Origin of the sequence: Herbaspirillum autotrophicum, from assembly GCF_001189915.1 — a bacterium.
Lineage (GTDB): Bacteria > Pseudomonadota > Gammaproteobacteria > Burkholderiales > Burkholderiaceae_D > Herbaspirillum > Herbaspirillum autotrophicum.
In genome coordinates this window covers 255676-271950 of the sequence record NZ_LFLS01000003.1, presented here as the reverse complement: position 1 = coordinate 271950, position 16275 = coordinate 255676, and the positions used below count along the sequence as shown (strand labels likewise).

The following is a 16275-nucleotide window of genomic DNA, read 5'->3' as shown; positions in this document are numbered from 1 at the left end:
TCGCCCCGAGCAATGCCCCCAGCATCAGGGCGCTGCTGCCTTGCATTCCATGGAGCCAGGCAGTGAGGGCACTCAGCGCTTCGGCCACCGGTGTCCCGACGACATACAACATCAGCATGCCGACCAGCAGCGAACCCAGTACCGGCAGAATCAGCATTGGTTTGAGTCCATCCAGATTGCGTCCGAGACGGATGTAGCGATTCAGCAGTTCGGTAGCGTAACCGGCAATGAAACCGGCCAGAATGCCGCCCAGAAAACCGGCGCCGAGATGGGCCGCCAGCAAACCGCCGGTCATACCGGGTGCAATGCCGGGGCGATTGGCAATTGAATAGGCGATGTAGCCGGACAGCACCGGCACGATCAAGGTCAGGGCGGCATTGGCGCCGATCTGGAACAGCGACCACGCCAGTGAGCCTTTGTGCGCATCGTCAAAGGCATAAATGCCGCCCAGGGCAAAGGCCAGCGCAATCAGAATGCCGCCTGCCGTAATGAAGGGCAGCATGAACGACACGCCGGTCATCAAATGTTTGTAGGGCCCGCCGCGTTCCTGGCCGGCAGCGTTGCCATTGCTGGTTTGCGACGTATGGCTAAGCGGCTGCTGCGCAGCGTCGCTGATGGCGCGCCGGATCAGTGCCTGGCCATCATTGATGGCAGGTTTGGTATTGCTCTTGTAAACCCGTTTGCCGGCAAAGCGCGCGACATCGACCTGGGTATCGGCGGCAATCATGACCAGATCGGCGGCGGCAATCTCGGCCTCGCTCAGACCGTCGCGGGCGCCCACCGAGCCTTGCGTTTCCACCCGCATCTGGTGCCCCAGCGCGCGCGCGGCCTGGGCCAGACCTTCTGCTGCCATGAAGGTGTGGGCGATGCCGGTCGGACACGAGGTGATGGCGACGATATTGAGGCTGGCGCCGTTTGTCGCCGTTACTGCTGCCGGTACCGCTGCCGCTTGCATGCGCGTCAGTAAATCTTGCAACACCGCATCGGCATCGTGCAAGACCTTTTCCATGCTGACCGTCAGGCTGAGACAGCCGGCCCGTTCGGCATCGCCGGCCCCGCGTGCATCCGCTTGTGCACCGACCAGCAATACCGCGTCGGCGCTGCGCAGGGCAGCATCGGACAGCCCGGTCGCAGTGGTGAGGATGTGAATTCCGATATGCCGGGATTGCGCGCTGTGACGCAAGGATGCGCCGGCCAGAATCGACTGCGCGGAAGGGGTATCGCGCTCGCCGGCGCTGATGAGAGCCAACAGATTTGCCATGATTTTTTCCTCGTTCGGATGGTTGCCTGGATAGGATAAGTAGGGTGATGACGGCATTACATCTGTCTTATGTTGACCCGCGATGCCAGTGCCCCGATGCTGCTGGCGTCTGGCAGGTGCGGACCAATGCTGGTCAGTTTGGCGGCAGCGAATGCGACTGCCCGGCGGGCGATGGCTTCGCTGTCGAGGCCGGCGTTCCAGGCCGACACCATGCCCGCCACCAGCGCATCGCCGGCACCGACCGTGGAGCGTGCTGCCAACGCCGGCAGGCTGGCCAGCAAACTATGTTCGGCGTCGACAAACAAGGCGCCTTGTTCGCCCAGCGAGACCACGACTTTAGCGATGCCCAGTCGTTGCAGTTCACGCGCCGCCGCCGTGATCAATTCCAGTGTTGGCAAGGCTTGTCCGACCAACTGTTCGAGTTCGTGCCGGTTCGGTTTGACGCAACTGGGCATGGCTGCGGCCGGCACATCCAGTGCCGCTTCCAGTGCCGCACCGCTGGTGTCGAGCAAGACACAGGCACCGCGACGTTTGAGTTGCCAGATCAGATGGGCGTAGCTGGCTTGCGGTAAACCGATTGGCAAGCTGCCGGCCAGTACCACATGGACCGGCGCGTCGAGGGCGTCGAATTGCCATAACACGGCATCGAGCATGCCGGCGTCCACCTGAATGCCGGGCAGGTTGATGTCGGTAGTTTCGTTGCGGCTGCGATCCGATAGTTTGATATTGGTGCGGGTGCTGCCGGGCACGCGCAAGAAACGGTCATTGATGCCCTTGTGACGAAACATCTCGACGAAGCTGTCGCTGTTGTCTTCGCCGAGCAGACCGGTGACGCTCACGCGTTCCCCGAAGTCTGCCAGGCAGCAGGCGACGTTGACGCCTTTGCCGCCCGGATTGCACTGTATCTCATGCGCCAGATTCAGCGCCCCCGGCACCAGTTGCGACAGACTGATGGTCTGGTCGATTGCCGGATTCAGCGTGACGGTAATGATTTCGCGTTTCAAAGAACGTAAGGCCGTGTTGTTCACGATGCGGCTCCGTCGAGGGCGCGTACCTGGTCGGCGGTTTCGCAATTGAGTGCCTGTTGTGCCAGTGCGGTCAGGGCGCTGTGCGTACTGCGTCGCAGACGCGATTTGACGCCGGGAATGTCGCGCGGACTCATCGACAGTTCCGAGACGCCCAACCCGACCAGCAAGGCGGCGCCAAACGCATCACCTGCCAGGCCGCCGCAGACGCCGACCCGCCGCCGGTGTTTGCTGGCACCGTTGACCGTGTCGCGGATCAGGCGCAGCACCGCCGGATGCAGGCTGTCGGCTTCGCCGGCCAGTTCCGTGTGCTGGCGATCAATGGCCAATACATATTGGGTCAGGTCATTGGTGCCGATGGAAAAGAAATCGACATGCTCCGCCAGCTTGTCGGCCAGTACTGCCGCCGCCGGCACTTCGACCATGATGCCGAGCGGTACGTGCGGTGCCTCCAGCTCGCGACGAATGCGTTCACAGCAGGTGCGCAGGGCGGCCACCTCATGCACCGAGGTGATCATGGGGAACATGATTGCCAGTTGTTGACTGCACTTGGCGGCGCGGTACAAGGCCCGTAATTGCGGTTCCAGCAAATCGGGACGGCGCAGTTGCAGACGGGCGCCGCGCAGGCCCAGAAACGGATTGCTTTCTTGTGGCAGGTTCAAGTGGCCGACCTGCTTATCGCCGCCGATATCCAGCGTGCGCACGATCAGCGGGCGATCATTGAGTGCTTCCAGCATGCCGCGATAGGTGCGGTACTGTTCTTCTTCATCGGGGGCATGATCGCGTTCCAGAAACAGGAATTCGGTGCGCATCAGGCCCACGCCTTCTGCGCCCCAGTGAAGCGCGTCGCGTACCTGTTCCGGCAAATTGATGTTGGCGGCAATCTCGGTGGTGTGGCCGTCACGGGTTTGCGCCGGCAAATTGCGTTCGGCTGTTTCGCGTACTTTGCGTTGTTGCTGCAAGGCCATCCACTTTCGCGCGGAGTCGATATCGGCGCTGTCCGGCTGCACATACAGACAGCCGGTCTGGCCATCCAATATGACGCTGGTGCCGTTCGGAATGTCCAGTAGCGTCGCGCCGCCGGCCACGATTGCCGGCAAGCCGAGTGTGCGCGCCAGAATTGCGGTATGCGCGGACGGGCCGCCATGAGCAGTGGCCAGGCCGATGACGCGGGAGGTATCCAGCGTGGCGGTATCGGATGGCGACAAATCGGTGGCAATCAGAATGCAGTCGGCCTCGGGCAGGTCGGTCAGCGAAGGCACATGCAAGCGCGGATCGATATGCTGCAGCACACGCCGGGCGACGTCCCGCAAATCTGCCGCGCGTGCTGCCAGCAGTGGATTGCCCAGGGCTGCCAACTGGTTTGCCAATTGTTCGCTGGCATGGTGCCAGGACCAGGCGACGCCGTGACCTGCCACCAGCAATTCGCAGGTTTGCGTGATCAGATCGATATCGTCGAGCAGCGCGGCCTGGGCGATGAAAATGTCGGCTTGCGCTGCTCCCAGCTTGCCGGTGGTGTTGATGGCAAGCAGTTCCAGCGCGCTGCGCGCAGCGTCGAGGGCAGCGTCCAGCTGATCACCGGCATCGCGCAACAATATCGGCCGATCCGGAATGCAGAATTTTTTCGGATGCAGTACATGGACCTTGCCGATGGCGATGCCAGGACTGGCGCTCAGCCCCGAAATCACTTGCGGATCGCCAGCCGGCATCCAGCGCAATGGCGACGCATCGTCTTTTTTCTTGTGTGCCGCCAGCGCTGCTTCGGCTTGTTCTTTGGCGCTCAGATCGATGATGACTTTGTTGAATCGGATCAGCGCTTCAATCGCGTCGTGGCCATCGGCCGATATGGTGACGACGTCGCCATAGGCCAGACCCAATTGCAGCAGCGAAATCAGGTTCTTCGGATCGGCTGTTTCATCACCGCGACGAATCTGAATGCGCGCTGCGAACTGGCGTGCCGTTTTGACCCATTGCGTGGCCGGCCGCGCGTGCAGGCCGTTGGGGTAATCGGTGGTCCATTCGAAGTGTTCGCTCAGATCGCTGGTGATGGTCATGCCGCCGCCGCTCACCAGTTTGACTGGTTCTGCCTCGGCCATGGCCGCAATCAATTCCTGGACATCGCCGGTTTCGAACAGTTGCTGTAATCGCGCGGCATCTTGTAGCAGTCGTGTCAGCTGACGCAGCAACAGCAAATGTTCATCCGAGCGGGCGGCGATGACGAAGATCAGATGTGTGGTTTGTCCGGGATGCCATTCAAGCCCGTCCGGAATTTGCAAGACGGCGATACCGGTCTGGCGGATCAGATGGCGGTCTTCCGGCATGCCATGCGGAATCGCGACACCGTGGCCGAGAAAGGTATTGGCCAATGTTTCACGGCGCAGCAGGCTGTCGATGTAGGCGGGTTCAATGCAACCGGCTTGCACCAGCAATTGCCCGGCGTCGCGGATAGCGCTGTCGCGGTCCGGACTGCAGCAATTCAGCCAGACAAGTTCAGCGCGTATCAAGATGTTGCTCATAAATGCTCGTCTCCTCGATTGGTTATCCATGTTTGCCAAGGCGTCAATTTGCGTTGCCCGATGGTTGTCGAACAATCAATCAAATGGGTGAGAACGTTTCCAATAATTTCTCATTCATTCGTTTATGGTTACGTAAAATTTCTGCATTTAATCAAAAAAATACCGCTTAAATGCTTGAAATGTAGCCATGTTTGATTTACGATGACGAAATTCATGATGGAAACGATTCCAATATGAGCGTGATTATAAAGGATGTTGCCAAACTGGCCAGTGTTTCGATATCGACCGTCTCGCGAGTGTTGTGCGGCGGCTCGGTCAGTGACAGCGTGCGCAAGAAAGTCGAAGCTGCCATTGCTGCCAGCGGTTATCGTCCCAATCTCTCGGCGCGCCGTTTGCGCACACAACATACCTATGCCATCGGTCTGATCGTTCCGGATATCCGCAATCCCTTTTTCGCCGAGGTCGGGCGTGCCGTGGAAGACGCCGCTTATCGCGCCGGGCTGCGCGTGATTCTGTGCAATACCGATGGCGATGCCGACAAAGAAGATGCGTATTTGCGGCTGATGGAAGAGGAGCGGGTCACCGGCGTGATCATGGCTGCGGGCATGCAAGCCGCAGCCGGCCTGCAGCAGCGCGACACGCCATTTCCCTTATTGCTGCTGGATGTCGGCGGCCCGGTACTCAGGCACGATGCGGTCATGCTGGACAACGCACAGGCTGCAGCCATGCTGGTCGATCATTTGCATCAGAAGGGATGCCGGCGAATAGCCGGTTTGTTTGGCGTCGGCGGCACCACCACGGCAGAACGTCATGCCGGTTTTGTCGCGGCGATGATGGCGCATGGACTGCCGTTGGAGAACGCGCACTTGATTGCGGATGCGGAGCTGGCCGGGCAGGCGATAGTACAGTTGCTGGAGTCGGTTCCGGCACCGCAAGCGCTGGTGGCCGGTGATGCCGGTCTGATGTTGATTGCTTATAAAGTGCTGCGGCGTTTGGGCTTGAGCGAACGCATCGCGATTGTCGGATTTGAAAATGCGGCGTGGACCGAAGTTGCCGGCGCCGGGTTGACGGTCATTGAACAGCCGCTTGATGAAATCGGCCGTACCGCAGTGAACCTGTTGCTGGACCGTCTGGCGCAGCCGCAGCAAGCGGCGCGCAAACTGGTGTTGAGCGGCAAGCTGATCGTGCGCGGCGGTGCCGCAGATGGTGTTGCAGCGTTTTCACCGGACGCTTAAAGCGGCCAGGCGCGGCGCAGAATTTCCTGCTGTATGTTATCCGCCGGCGCCGCGCCGGCAGCGCCGAGGGTGCCGAATACGCGGCCATTGCCGGCATCGAAACGACTGGCGATAAACGCTTCGGCAGATGCCGATGGTGCGTGTTGCAACATCAAGATCGATTGAATCAGCAACACCAGTTTTTGCACCAGACGGCGTGCCTGCATTTCGCGCTGCTCTTGCGGCAATGCCAGCAAGTCTTTCAGTTCGCCGAGCTGCGTGTTCAGCAGCGGGTGACCCGCCGCCGTTTGCTGCAGATCATCCAGCAGCAGGGTCCCGACTTCCGCTTCGCGTTCCAATGCGCGCAGTACATCCAGGCACATGACGTTGCCCGATCCTTCCCAGATTGAATTGACCGGCGCCTCGCGGTACATGCGCGCCAGCGGGCCGGTTTCGACATAACCGTTGCCGCCCCAGACTTCCATGCATTCACCGCTGAATTCGAGCGCCCGCTTGCAGATCCAGAATTTGGCGGCCGGCGTGACGATGCGACGCCAGGCCCGTTGCAATGGTGACAGCGGGGCATCGAAGGCGGCCGCCAGGCGCAGCATCAGCAAGGTGGCCGCTTCGCTTTCGAGCGCCAGATCGCTGAGCACATTGCGCATCAACGGTTGCTCGGCCAGATGTTTGCCGAAGGCGCTGCGGTGGCGCGCATGATGCAGCGCCTGCACCAGCGCCTGTCGCATCAGGCCGGTACTGCCGATCACGCAATCGAGACGGGTCTGGTTGGCCATTTCAATGATGGTCGGGATGCCGCGACCTTCTTCGCCCACCATGACGCCATAGGCACTGTCGAATTCGACTTCGCTGCTGGCGTTGGAGCGATTGCCGAGTTTGTCCTTGAGTTGTTGAATCAGGATGCCGTTCTTTTCACCGTCCGGTCGCCAGCGTGGCAGGAAAAAACAGGACAAGCCGTTTTCCGTATTGGCCAGCACCATATGGGCATCGCTCATCGGTGCCGAGAAAAACCATTTGTGGCCGGTCAGGGTATAGGCCGCGCCGCGCCCGCTGCCATTGAGCGGACGGGCAATCGTGGTATTGCTGCGCACGTCCGAGCCGCCTTGCTTTTCGGTCATGCCCATGCCGATCAGGACCGAGCGTTTGTGCTCCAGCGGAATATCGCGCGGATCGTGTTCGCGCGAAAACAGTTTGTCGCGCAGTAACGCAAACAGTGCCCCTTCGTTTTGCAGCACCGGAATCGCGGCAAACGTCATGGTGGTCGGACACAGCGATCCGGCTTCGATTTGCGCATGCATGAAATAACCGGCGGCGCGCGCCACGTGGGCGCCGGGGCGTTTATCCATCCATGGCAGCGCATGCAGGCATTCGCGCCGCAGCAAGGCCAGCAAGGCGTGCCATGCCGGATGGTAACTGACGCTGTCGATGCGGTTGCCGACGCGGTCATGCGTATGCAGTTCAGGAGGGTAGCGGTTGGCCAGCTCCCCCAGTTGCAGCATATCGGCGCTGCCGAGTTCGATGCCCAGGCCGCTCAGGGCGGAAGCATGCCACTGTGCCTGCTCGCGTTGCACGCCCGCGGTCAGCGCCAGGTCGCTGGCAAAGACGTTGTAATCCTTCAGTTCCGGGACCTGATTCGTGACTTCATGCGTCTTCATCGTTGCTCCTGCGGCTGGTGGCCGATAGGGTGGCATTGCCGGTTGGCAGCGCGTTAGGTAGTTTTGCTATAACTATATGAATATCTTGTTGCTAGTCCGTTCCGGCACATGACAAAGACTCATATTAAAATGAGGCTTCTGAAAAGCATAGAAAACACCATGTCCTATTTGACCATAGAAGAAACGATCGGCAACACGCCGTTGATTCAACTGCAACGTATCGGTGGTGAAGATGCGGTGCGGCGCAATAACATCATCCTGGGCAAGATGGAAGGCAATAATCCGGCCGGTTCGGTCAAGGACCGTGCCGCACTGTCCATGATACGGCGTGCAGAAGAACGTGGACAGATCAAACCGGGCGATACGCTGATCGAGGCCACCAGCGGCAATACTGGCATTGCGCTGGCGATGGTGGCGGCCATGCGCGGTTACAAGATGGTCTTGCTGATGCCGGAAAACCTCAGTGAAGAGCGGCGTCAAAGTATGGCGGCTTATGGCGCCAAGATCGTGCTGACGCCGAAAAGCGGTGGCATGGAATACGCCCGCGACCTGGCGGAGCAAATGCAGAAAGAAGGGCAAGGTCTGATTCTGGATCAGTTTGCCAATGCCGATAATCCGCTGGCGCACTACGAAACCACTGGTCCGGAACTGTGGCGCGACACCAAGGGCGGTATCACCCACTTTGTCAGCGCGATGGGTACCACCGGCACCATCATGGGCGTGTCCAGATATCTGAAAGAACAAAATCCGGCGATTCAGATCGTCGGTGCGCAACCGGAAGAGGGATCGTCGATTCCAGGCATCCGCAAATGGCCGGAAGCCTATCTGCCGAAAATTTATGAAAAGCCGCGCGTGGACCAGCTGGAATACGTGAGTCAGGCTGCGGCGGAAAACATGGCACGCAAGCTGGCGATGGTGGAAGGCTTGTTTTGCGGCATCTCGGCTGCCGGCGCCTGCGAGGTGGCATTGCGCATTTCGCAGCAGGTCGAAAATGCAACGATCGTGTTTGTGGTCTGCGACCGCGGTGATCGTTATCTGTCGACCGGGGTATTTCCGGCCTGACTGGTCAGAATGCATAAAAAAATCGGAGCCAGAACGGCTCCGATTTTTTTTATTCTGCTTGTGCTGTTGCAGGCACGCCTGGCTTCGGCTTGAACTGCTTGTCGCTGATACGGAATTTTTCGCGACGATCGCCCATCAATTCGCGCAACTCGCGGATCGACAGTTCGCTGACTTCATGCATGCGAATCAGCAATGATGCGCCGACCGGCAGTCTGCGATGGCGGATTTTGCTGATGACCGGAGGCGCGACTTCCAGTGCTCTCGACAAGGCGGCATCATTTTTCAGATGGAGCTTTTCGATCAGCGAGTCCAGCAGGTGGTTTGGATCGTAATTGATTTGATCCAAAGGCAATTTATCGTTTGCGCCAATAGGTGTAGTCATGATCGGACATTCCATTATGCAGATGTTTATAAAGACCCTTATTTCGTAAGAGCATTAATTGTTGTTGAGATAACAACTTACGATCAAGTATCGATTAAAGGTGTCATTCTTTGCTCTCTGCAACGTCAACAACATTGTTCAACAAGTCAGTCACAGGTCTTGTGACTCGTATTAATTCGTCAATAAATTGGTAATTTTTTGACTTAATACTAAAACTCAGAAAGAACTATTGCAGAATAGTTGCAAGAGATCACCTAGAATTTGTTATGGATATTAACAGGATTTTTTCGAGATTAGGTGTTGTTTCTTTGATACTACAAACGATAACGCATTCCAGCCCGATAATCCCAGCTCCCGCATCGTAGCGATATTCCTCTCGAAAATCGCGTTTGCCTCAGGGAAAGAATCCACTGCGCGATCGATGCTGCTTTCGCGCAACAGATGAAGCGTGGGGTAAGGTGAACGGTTGGTGTAGTTATCGATTTCATCGGCGTTACTGTCGGCAAATTGATATTCCGGATGGAAACTTGCAATTTGTATAACGCCGGTCAGGTCGTTTTCGTCGACAACGGCGTCGGCGATTTCGAGAAAATCGTTATATTCCAGAAAATCCTGCAGTACTTGCGGATGAATCAGCAAGGTTGTTTCAATTTTTTCCGGATCGGTTTCGTCCAGGAATTGCAATTCACGCTGCAAATCCGCCGCCAGCGCTTCACGGGTCTTGGCATTGCTGACCACATAGCGGATTTGATTCTTGACGTGAACGGCTTTGGCGAACGGACATAAATTCAGGCCGATCACGGCCTCTTCCAGCCACGCTCGCGTGGCGGCAATAATTTCATCGGGGGTAGTTACGGTGTGCATGCGATATTGTCGCACGCATGTAAATGCATGCGCTTGCAGTGCCGGGAAATCGGCTATTCTTCACATCCTTCGTTTGTACACACAAGAAAAACGTTTATGGCTTTGAAAGCAACCATCTTTAAGGCCGATCTCCAGATTTCGGACATGGATCGGCATTATTACCAGAATCACACCCTGACGATTGCCCGGCATCCTTCGGAAACCGACGAACGGATGATGATCCGGGTGTTGGCATTCGCATTGCACGCCAGCGAGGCACTCAACTTCGGCAAGGGCTTGTCGGATATCGATGAGCCTGACCTGTGGGAAAAGGATTTGACTGGCGCCATCGATTTGTGGATCGAAGTCGGGCAACCTGATGACAAGCGCATTCTCAAAGCCTGCGGCCGCGCCGCGCGCGTGATTGTGTATAGCTATAGCAGCACCAGTCATATCTGGTGGGGCCAGATCGGCAACCGGGTCGAACGCGCCAAGAATCTGAGCGTGATCCACATTGATGCCGATACCAGTCAGGCGCTGGAAAAAATGGCGCAGCGCTCGATGCAATTGCAATGCACGATTCAGGATGGCCAGATCTGGCTCGGCAACAATGACCAGATGGTGCAGATCGATCCGCAAACCATCAAGGCCGCGACCAAGTAACCGCCACTGCGCCTGCGTGCGGCAAGCTCGCCGTATTGTTATCTGCGTTCTATCCGGTGCAGCAGGCGCTGCCCTTCGGCACTGTTGAACCAAGCGGCATGGCCGAGGAAGTATGTGTCGTAAGCCAATGCGGCATTGGCGGCAGAGCGCGTGATGCCGTGGAAGTAATTCAGTTCGGCCAGTGCGAACTCGGCATGCACCAGCGGCAACAGTGCCGCCAGGGCGCGCCACTGACGGTTCGACAGCGGCAATACCGACGCGTAGCCATCGAGCAGGGCATCCAGCAATTCCAGGTGGACCAGTTGGGTGTCGCGCGCCGGGATCGCCAGCCATTCAATGATATTGCGTTCGACTGCCGTGGCCAGATCATGCAAGGCACAGGTCCGGTCGCACAAGCCGAAGTCGAGAATGGTTTCCACCTTGGCGTGGGCGCTGCTGTCCGACCACAGTAAATTCGACGCGTGCCAGTCATTGTGACTCCACAGTGGCGTCAATTCATCCAGATACGCTTGCAATCGCGCATGCCACGGCAGCATGGTGGTGCTGACTTCGGCGCGCCAGTCGCGCTGGCGCAGATAATCGGCAATCGCCGGATGGCGTTCGATATAGTCTTGCATCTGCAGCAGCGGATCGGCAGCAGAAAAAATCGTGAAACTGGAAACCAGGGTCTGTGCCTGTCGCGCCGGCGCAGCAAAATCGCGCGCCGCCAGATGCAGCCGGGCCAGTGCGCGGCCGGCATCGAAAGCATGGGTGCTGCTGGTAAACGGGGTCCAGGAAACGGCATCGCGATACAGATCGACACCGGCGGCGACCGCATGCACTTCATACGTCCAGTGATCGTCGGCGACGGCAGTATCGCCCTGATTGGTGCGCAACACTTCGCTGACAGCAACGCCGCGTGAACGCAGGTGGGAAATGAAGCGATGCTCTTCGCGCAAATCTTCGAGACCGCGCACGCTCAGATGGTGGCGCTTGACGAAGATGTCACCGCTGTCGGTGGTCATCACGCAGCCGGCAGAAAACGGGCGCGGGCTATGCCATACCAGACGCTTGATGGCGCCCAGTTGCGGATAGTGCCGCAAGACCCGGGTCACTTCGGCCGAGGTCAATGCCGGCCAGTCCGAAATCACGGCGTCGGCATTCATGCCGTGACTCAAGACCCGCGTCAGGTGATGTGATGCAGCTTCCATAACTTAAAAATCATATTGCATGGTCAGGCGCGCCAGACGCGGCGCACCGAGATGCAGGTAACTGTCGCCGAGCGATTCTCCGACATCTTTCCAGTACCGCTTGTCGAACAGATTATCCACCGTAAAGCGAATGGTGGTGGCGTGACCGCCGATGCGGGTGCCATAGCGCAAGCCGGCATTGAAGATATTCCAGGCCGATACCGTGGCGGTGCCGTCGCGATTGGCGGCCCGGTTGCCGCTGTACAGCCAGCTGCCGAGCAGGTGCAAATCATCCATGCCGGGCACGGCATAGTCGGCGTGCAATGCAGTGCGCAGACGTGGCACGTTGATCGCCTGATGCCCGTCATAGGCCGGGGTGCCGGTATCGCGCACCCGGGCCTGAGTCCATGCCAGGCCAGCGCTCAGTCGCCATTGCCTGCCGAATTTGCCGGAGGCGCCAAGTTCGAGGCCGGTGTTGGTTTGGGTGCCTTGCTGCAGGTAAGTGAAGGAGCCGTCGGCGTTGGGTTTGGGGTATTCGTAGGGTTTGTTCATGCGGAACAAGGCTGCCGTCAAACTGACGTCTTCTTTCCAGTCGTACTTGATGCCGGCTTCCACCTGGCGTGACACGACAGGTGGAAGGATGAGACCGCCTGCCCAGGCTGGTGCCTGTCCGCCCAGCGATAATGCTTCGGTATAGCTGGTGTAAAAAGACAGCGATTTGTTCGGTTGATAAATCAATGCCAGTTGTGGCAGGAACAGTGAGCGATCGGTGTCGCGCGTGACAGCGCCGGTAGCATCAAATGCCTGCTCCTTGAGCCAGATCTGACGACCGCCGGCGATGACTTGCCAGCGTTCACCGAAATGCATACGGTCAGTGGCGAACAGTGATTGCTGGCGGCTGTCGAGCCGGCGATAGGACAAGCCCGGTTGCTGTGGCGAGGGCGAGAAGATCAGCGGCGTCGGGTTGTAGATGTTGTCGCTGCCGCGATAGTCAAATACCGCGTCAGTCTGATCTACCGTGCGCCGGAACAAGCTGGCGCCCATGGTCAGGTCATGCCGTACTGCACCGGTATCAAATTTTCCCAGTACCACCGTCTGTAATTGATCGTTGCGTCGCTCGTCGTTCGGGCTGCGATAGTCGTACACATCAAAATCGCCGTTGGCTGAAAAATACGGAGAGATACCGCTGCCATACACAAACGCCACATTGTCATCAATCACCGCCCGGCTGCGGCTGGCCGCAACATAGGCGCGCCAGTCAGGCGCCAGATCGAGGTCAAGCCGCACGTCCATGTTCAGCGAATTGATGGCCACCGGTTTGGCCCATGGCTGCGGACTCAGCATCACCGTCGGCGATACGTTCGACGGCACTGTCGTGCCGCCCAGCAATTGGTAGGCGGAAACCGAGCGCTGTACCTTTTGCTGGTACTCGGCATTGATCTGCAAGCGCGCCCTTGGGCTGATGATCCAGCTGGCAGCAACCGAGGCAAAGTCGCGGTAACCATCGGCATGGTCGACATATGAATTGATGTCTTCATGCGCGGCATTGATGCGCAAACCGAATTGCTGCTGCGCGCCGAACAGGGTGCCGATATCGGTAGCCAGATAGCGCGAGCCGTTGGCGTCGGCGCCGACCATGACGGAGCGCACATCGGCCGGACGCTTGGTCACGTAATTGACCAGCCCGCCGGGCGTGGCGACGCCGCCTTGCAAGCCCGCCAGTCCCTTGAGGAATTCGACGCTTTCCTTGTTTTCCAGCGCCACATTCTGTTCGCCGCTGATGGTCATGCCATTGATCCGGTAACCGCTCGCCAGATCGAGCGGAAAGCCACGGATGCTGATGTTTTCGTAATAGCCGACCGGCGCGTAGTTTTCACTGATGCCGGGATCGTTCTTGATGACGTCGGTCAACAAGCGTGCCTGCTGGTCTTGCAGGGTGGCGGCAGTGACGACGGTAACCGAGGCCGGGGTATCGAGCAGTGCCGCTTCGTCGAAGCCTGCTACCGAGGCTGCGCGGGCGCGGTAAGCATCCTTGCTGTCCCGGGCGGCACTGACACTGATGGTCGGCAGCGCATCGCCGGCAGGTGTTTCTTCATTGTTGCCGGCGGCATACGCCTCGGGCAGGGCGGCCGCCAGCGTCAGCGTCATGGCCAAAGGGGAAAAACGTTTCATGAGCAAGCAGTGCAGAGCGGTTGGAGTATTAACAGTAATTAACGATTGCGCGCGGCACGCACGGCCCGGCTTAGATCTATCACCGACATGGCGTAGAAATAGCTGCGGTTGTATTGGGTGATGGCAAAGAAATTGTTGGTCGCCAGCCAGTATTCGGTCGCGCCGGTGCCGTTTTGCAGATCCACCAGGCCGAAGCGCATGCCGGCCGGCAATGGCGCATCCGAACTGACGCCGACGGCTTTCAGATCATCCTGATTGAACTTGGCTTCGAGTCCCTGATTGAGCAGGCTTTCCCATTTGTTGCTGCCGTCGATGGCGCTCAGCGTGGCCGGGAATACAGTCGGCTCGCCGCGTTGCCAGCCATGAATCGTCAGGAAATGGGCGACGCTGCCGATGGCATCCACCGGAGAGTTGCGCAAATCGATCTTGCCGTTGCCGTCGAAATCGACCGCATACTGACGAATGCTGCTGGGCATGAATTGCGGCCAGCCGATGGCGCCGGCATAGGAGCCGAGCAGCGAGAACGGATCGATGTTCGATTCGCGTGCAAACAGCAGCGCGTTTTCCAGTTCGCCGCGGAAAAATGCCATGCGCGCTTCGCGGTTGGGCGTATCCGGGTAATCGAAGGCCAGCGTGGTGAGTGAATCGATCACGCGGAAATTGCCGGTGTTGCGACCGTAAACCGTTTCGACGCCGATGATGGCGACGATGATCTCCGCCGGCACGCCGTATTGTTCCTGCGCCCTTGCCAGCGCGATTTCATGTTCATTCCAGAAGTCCACGCCACCCGTAATGCGTACCGGCTCGACAAAGCGGGCACGGTAGGCTTGCCAGTTTTTCGGCTTGTTGCTTGGCGCCGGCTTGATCAGACGGATCGCGGTATCGAGATAACGCGTCTTGTTGAACATGGCCTGTAAGGTGGCCTTGTCAAAGTTGTTGCGCTCCACCATTTCATCGATGAAACGGTTGACCTCTTTCCATTGGCTGAAATTGGCAAACTCTTCATCCTGCGCCGGCGTCGCCGGTTTTTTGGCCGGCTTGCTCTTGGCCTTCTTGGCATTGACGTCGGTTTTCGCCTTGCTGCTGCCGGCTGCCGCCGGCTGGGTTTGCGCACAACCAGTCAGGCAAGCCAGGGATAACGCGAACAAACCGAACAGATGAGGAGTGCGTAAGGATGATTTCATCGACATGGGAAGGTAGTTGGGCCGGAAATGAAGCTGAGCCAGCGAATCGGCAAGTATACCGCATCGCTGCGGCAGGCCGTTGCAGGGATGCCGCAATCCGGCACTTGGAGGTACACTAACAGTTCGCCGTTTCCGGAGCAGACGGCGTTTTTCAAAGCGACTATAAAAATGACGACCGCCTTTTACACGCATACCGATTGCCTGCGCCACGAAATGGGGGACTGGCATCCTGAAGCGCCGGTGCGACTGCAAGCGATTGAAGACCAGTTGATTGCCAGCCGCATCGACCAGTTTCTGGAGCGGCGTGAAGCGCCGTTGGCCAGCCTGGAAGATATCGGGCGGGTGCATACCGGCAACGCGATCAGCCTGGTGCATGACAACTCGCTGGCGCTGGCAGGAAAATCCGACTATTACTCGATTGACGGCGACACGCTGCTCAATGGCCATAGCTGGCAAGCCGCCTTGCGCGCCGCCGGCGCCGCCATTGCTGCGACCGACGCGGTGCTGGCCGGTGAACTCGACAACGCCTTTTGTTCGGTGCGACCGCCGGGACATCACGCCACGCCGACGACGCCGATGGGATTTTGCTTTTTCAATAACGTCGCCGTGGCGGCGCGGCATGCGATGGATGTGCACGGTCTGGAACGGGTCGCGATCATCGATTTCGATGTACATCACGGCAATGGCACCGAAGCCGCATTTGCGCATGACCCGCGCGTCTTGATGGCGAGTTTTTTTCAACATCCGTTTTATCCGTTCAGCGGCGCCGAGCCAGCCGAGTCGCATATCGTCAATGTGCCGGTGCCGGCCTACAGCGGCGGCGATGTGGTGCGCGCGCTGGTCAAGGAAAAATGGTTGCCGGCGCTGCATGCGCACCGGCCGCAGATGATCTTCATTTCCGCCGGCTTTGATGCCCACCGTGAAGATGACATGGGGCAGATGGGGCTGGTAGAAGCCGATTACGCCTGGCTGACCAAGGAAGTCATGGCGATTGCCAGGCTCTACGCCAACAACCGTATCGTCAGTTGTCTCGAAGGCGGCTACAACCTGTCGGCACTGGCGCGCAGCGTGGTAGCGCATCTCAAGGTGCTGGCCGATCTCGACTGAGATC

General features: G+C 58.6%; 13 protein-coding genes. 4 read left to right on the top strand and 9 right to left on the bottom strand.

Annotation, left to right across the window (positions count from 1 at the left end; genetic code table 11):
• The 3 genes from AKL27_RS03895 to ptsP all read right to left on the bottom strand — a co-directional run.
• On the bottom strand, positions 1–1261 hold a 1261-nt coding region (locus AKL27_RS03895), incomplete at its 3' end, for a PTS fructose transporter subunit IIC (RefSeq protein ID WP_050461460.1).
• A gap of 56 nt (positions 1262–1317) precedes the next feature.
• On the bottom strand, positions 1318–2289 hold the full coding sequence (pfkB, locus tag AKL27_RS03890) for a 1-phosphofructokinase (RefSeq protein ID WP_332308326.1): 972 nt from the start codon (positions 2287–2289) through the stop codon (positions 1318–1320).
• Positions 2286–4802, bottom strand: coding sequence for a phosphoenolpyruvate--protein phosphotransferase (ptsP, locus tag AKL27_RS03885; RefSeq protein WP_050461459.1), 2517 nt, complete (start codon positions 4800–4802; stop codon positions 2286–2288). The genes pfkB and ptsP overlap by 4 nt, the downstream gene beginning before the upstream one ends.
• 233 nt (positions 4803–5035) lie before the next feature.
• On the opposite strand from ptsP, the gene AKL27_RS03880 reads away from it, so the two are divergent.
• A complete protein-coding gene (locus tag AKL27_RS03880; protein ID WP_050461481.1) occupies positions 5036–6037 on the top strand; it encodes a LacI family DNA-binding transcriptional regulator in 1002 nt (333 codons plus the stop codon).
• On the opposite strand, the gene AKL27_RS03875 is transcribed toward AKL27_RS03880, so the two are convergent.
• Positions 6034–7689 carry an isovaleryl-CoA dehydrogenase gene (locus AKL27_RS03875; protein ID WP_050461458.1) on the bottom strand — a complete coding sequence of 552 codons (1656 nt, stop codon included), beginning with the start codon at positions 7687–7689 and terminating at the stop codon, positions 6034–6036. The genes AKL27_RS03880 and AKL27_RS03875 overlap by 4 nt on opposite strands.
• A 159-nt stretch (positions 7690–7848) precedes the next feature.
• Here AKL27_RS03875 and cysM point away from each other — a divergent pair, with 159 nt between their 5' ends.
• Positions 7849–8751: a cysteine synthase CysM gene (gene cysM / locus AKL27_RS03870; RefSeq protein WP_050461457.1), complete on the top strand. Its 903-nt coding sequence runs from the start codon at positions 7849–7851 to the stop codon at positions 8749–8751.
• A 49-nt stretch (positions 8752–8800) separates the two neighbouring features.
• Here the strand turns inward: cysM and AKL27_RS03865 are convergent, their stop codons facing one another.
• On the bottom strand, positions 8801–9148 hold the full coding sequence (locus AKL27_RS03865) for a hypothetical protein (RefSeq protein ID WP_198155876.1): 348 nt from the start codon (positions 9146–9148) through the stop codon (positions 8801–8803).
• 258 nt (positions 9149–9406) lie between these two features.
• Positions 9407–9997, bottom strand: coding sequence for a DUF1415 domain-containing protein (locus AKL27_RS03860; RefSeq protein ID WP_050461456.1), 591 nt, complete (start codon positions 9995–9997; stop codon positions 9407–9409).
• A gap of 96 nt (positions 9998–10093) precedes the next feature.
• Here AKL27_RS03860 and AKL27_RS03855 point away from each other — a divergent pair, with 96 nt between their 5' ends.
• Complete coding sequence (locus AKL27_RS03855; protein ID WP_050461455.1) at positions 10094–10639, top strand: YaeQ family protein; 546 nt, start codon at positions 10094–10096, stop codon at positions 10637–10639.
• 38 nt (positions 10640–10677) lie between these two features.
• On the opposite strand, the gene AKL27_RS03850 is transcribed toward AKL27_RS03855, so the two are convergent.
• From AKL27_RS03850 to mltB, 3 genes are read right to left on the bottom strand one after another with little or no spacing between them, the layout of a single operon-like run.
• A complete protein-coding gene (locus AKL27_RS03850; RefSeq protein ID WP_050461454.1) occupies positions 10678–11829 on the bottom strand; it encodes a phosphotransferase enzyme family protein in 1152 nt (383 codons plus the stop codon).
• A 3-nt stretch (positions 11830–11832) separates the two neighbouring features.
• Complete coding sequence (locus AKL27_RS03845) at positions 11833–13980, bottom strand: TonB-dependent siderophore receptor (protein ID WP_050461453.1); 2148 nt, start codon at positions 13978–13980, stop codon at positions 11833–11835.
• 38 nt (positions 13981–14018) lie between these two features.
• Entirely contained in the window at positions 14019–15170 is a 1152-nt protein-coding gene (mltB, locus tag AKL27_RS03840) for a lytic murein transglycosylase B (protein WP_083438853.1), read from the bottom strand.
• Positions 15171–15332: 162 nt separating this feature from the next.
• On the opposite strand from mltB, the gene AKL27_RS03835 reads away from it, so the two are divergent.
• Positions 15333–16271, top strand: coding sequence for a histone deacetylase family protein (locus AKL27_RS03835; RefSeq protein WP_050461478.1), 939 nt, complete (start codon positions 15333–15335; stop codon positions 16269–16271).
• Positions 16272–16275: the final 4 nt, after the last annotated feature.

What these genes read in the sequence shown, in the direction of transcription:
- ptsP (WP_050461459.1), bottom strand. Translation starts at nt 4,802, where the DNA reads ATGAGCAACATCTTGATACGCGCTGAACTTGTCTGGCTGAATTGCTGC.
- AKL27_RS03880 (WP_050461481.1), top strand. Translation starts at nt 5,036, where the DNA reads ATGAGCGTGATTATAAAGGATGTTGCCAAACTGGCCAGTGTTTCGATA.
- AKL27_RS03875 (WP_050461458.1), bottom strand. Translation starts at nt 7,689, where the DNA reads ATGAAGACGCATGAAGTCACGAATCAGGTCCCGGAACTGAAGGATTAC.
- cysM (WP_050461457.1), top strand. Translation starts at nt 7,849, where the DNA reads ATGTCCTATTTGACCATAGAAGAAACGATCGGCAACACGCCGTTGATT.
- AKL27_RS03865 (WP_198155876.1), bottom strand. Translation starts at nt 9,148, where the DNA reads ATGGAATGTCCGATCATGACTACACCTATTGGCGCAAACGATAAATTG.
- AKL27_RS03860 (WP_050461456.1), bottom strand. Translation starts at nt 9,997, where the DNA reads ATGCACACCGTAACTACCCCCGATGAAATTATTGCCGCCACGCGAGCG.
- AKL27_RS03855 (WP_050461455.1), top strand. Translation starts at nt 10,094, where the DNA reads ATGGCTTTGAAAGCAACCATCTTTAAGGCCGATCTCCAGATTTCGGAC.
- AKL27_RS03850 (WP_050461454.1), bottom strand. Translation starts at nt 11,829, where the DNA reads ATGGAAGCTGCATCACATCACCTGACGCGGGTCTTGAGTCACGGCATG.
- AKL27_RS03845 (WP_050461453.1), bottom strand. Translation starts at nt 13,980, where the DNA reads ATGAAACGTTTTTCCCCTTTGGCCATGACGCTGACGCTGGCGGCCGCC.
- mltB (WP_083438853.1), bottom strand. Translation starts at nt 15,170, where the DNA reads ATGTCGATGAAATCATCCTTACGCACTCCTCATCTGTTCGGTTTGTTC.
- AKL27_RS03835 (WP_050461478.1), top strand. Translation starts at nt 15,333, where the DNA reads ATGACGACCGCCTTTTACACGCATACCGATTGCCTGCGCCACGAAATG.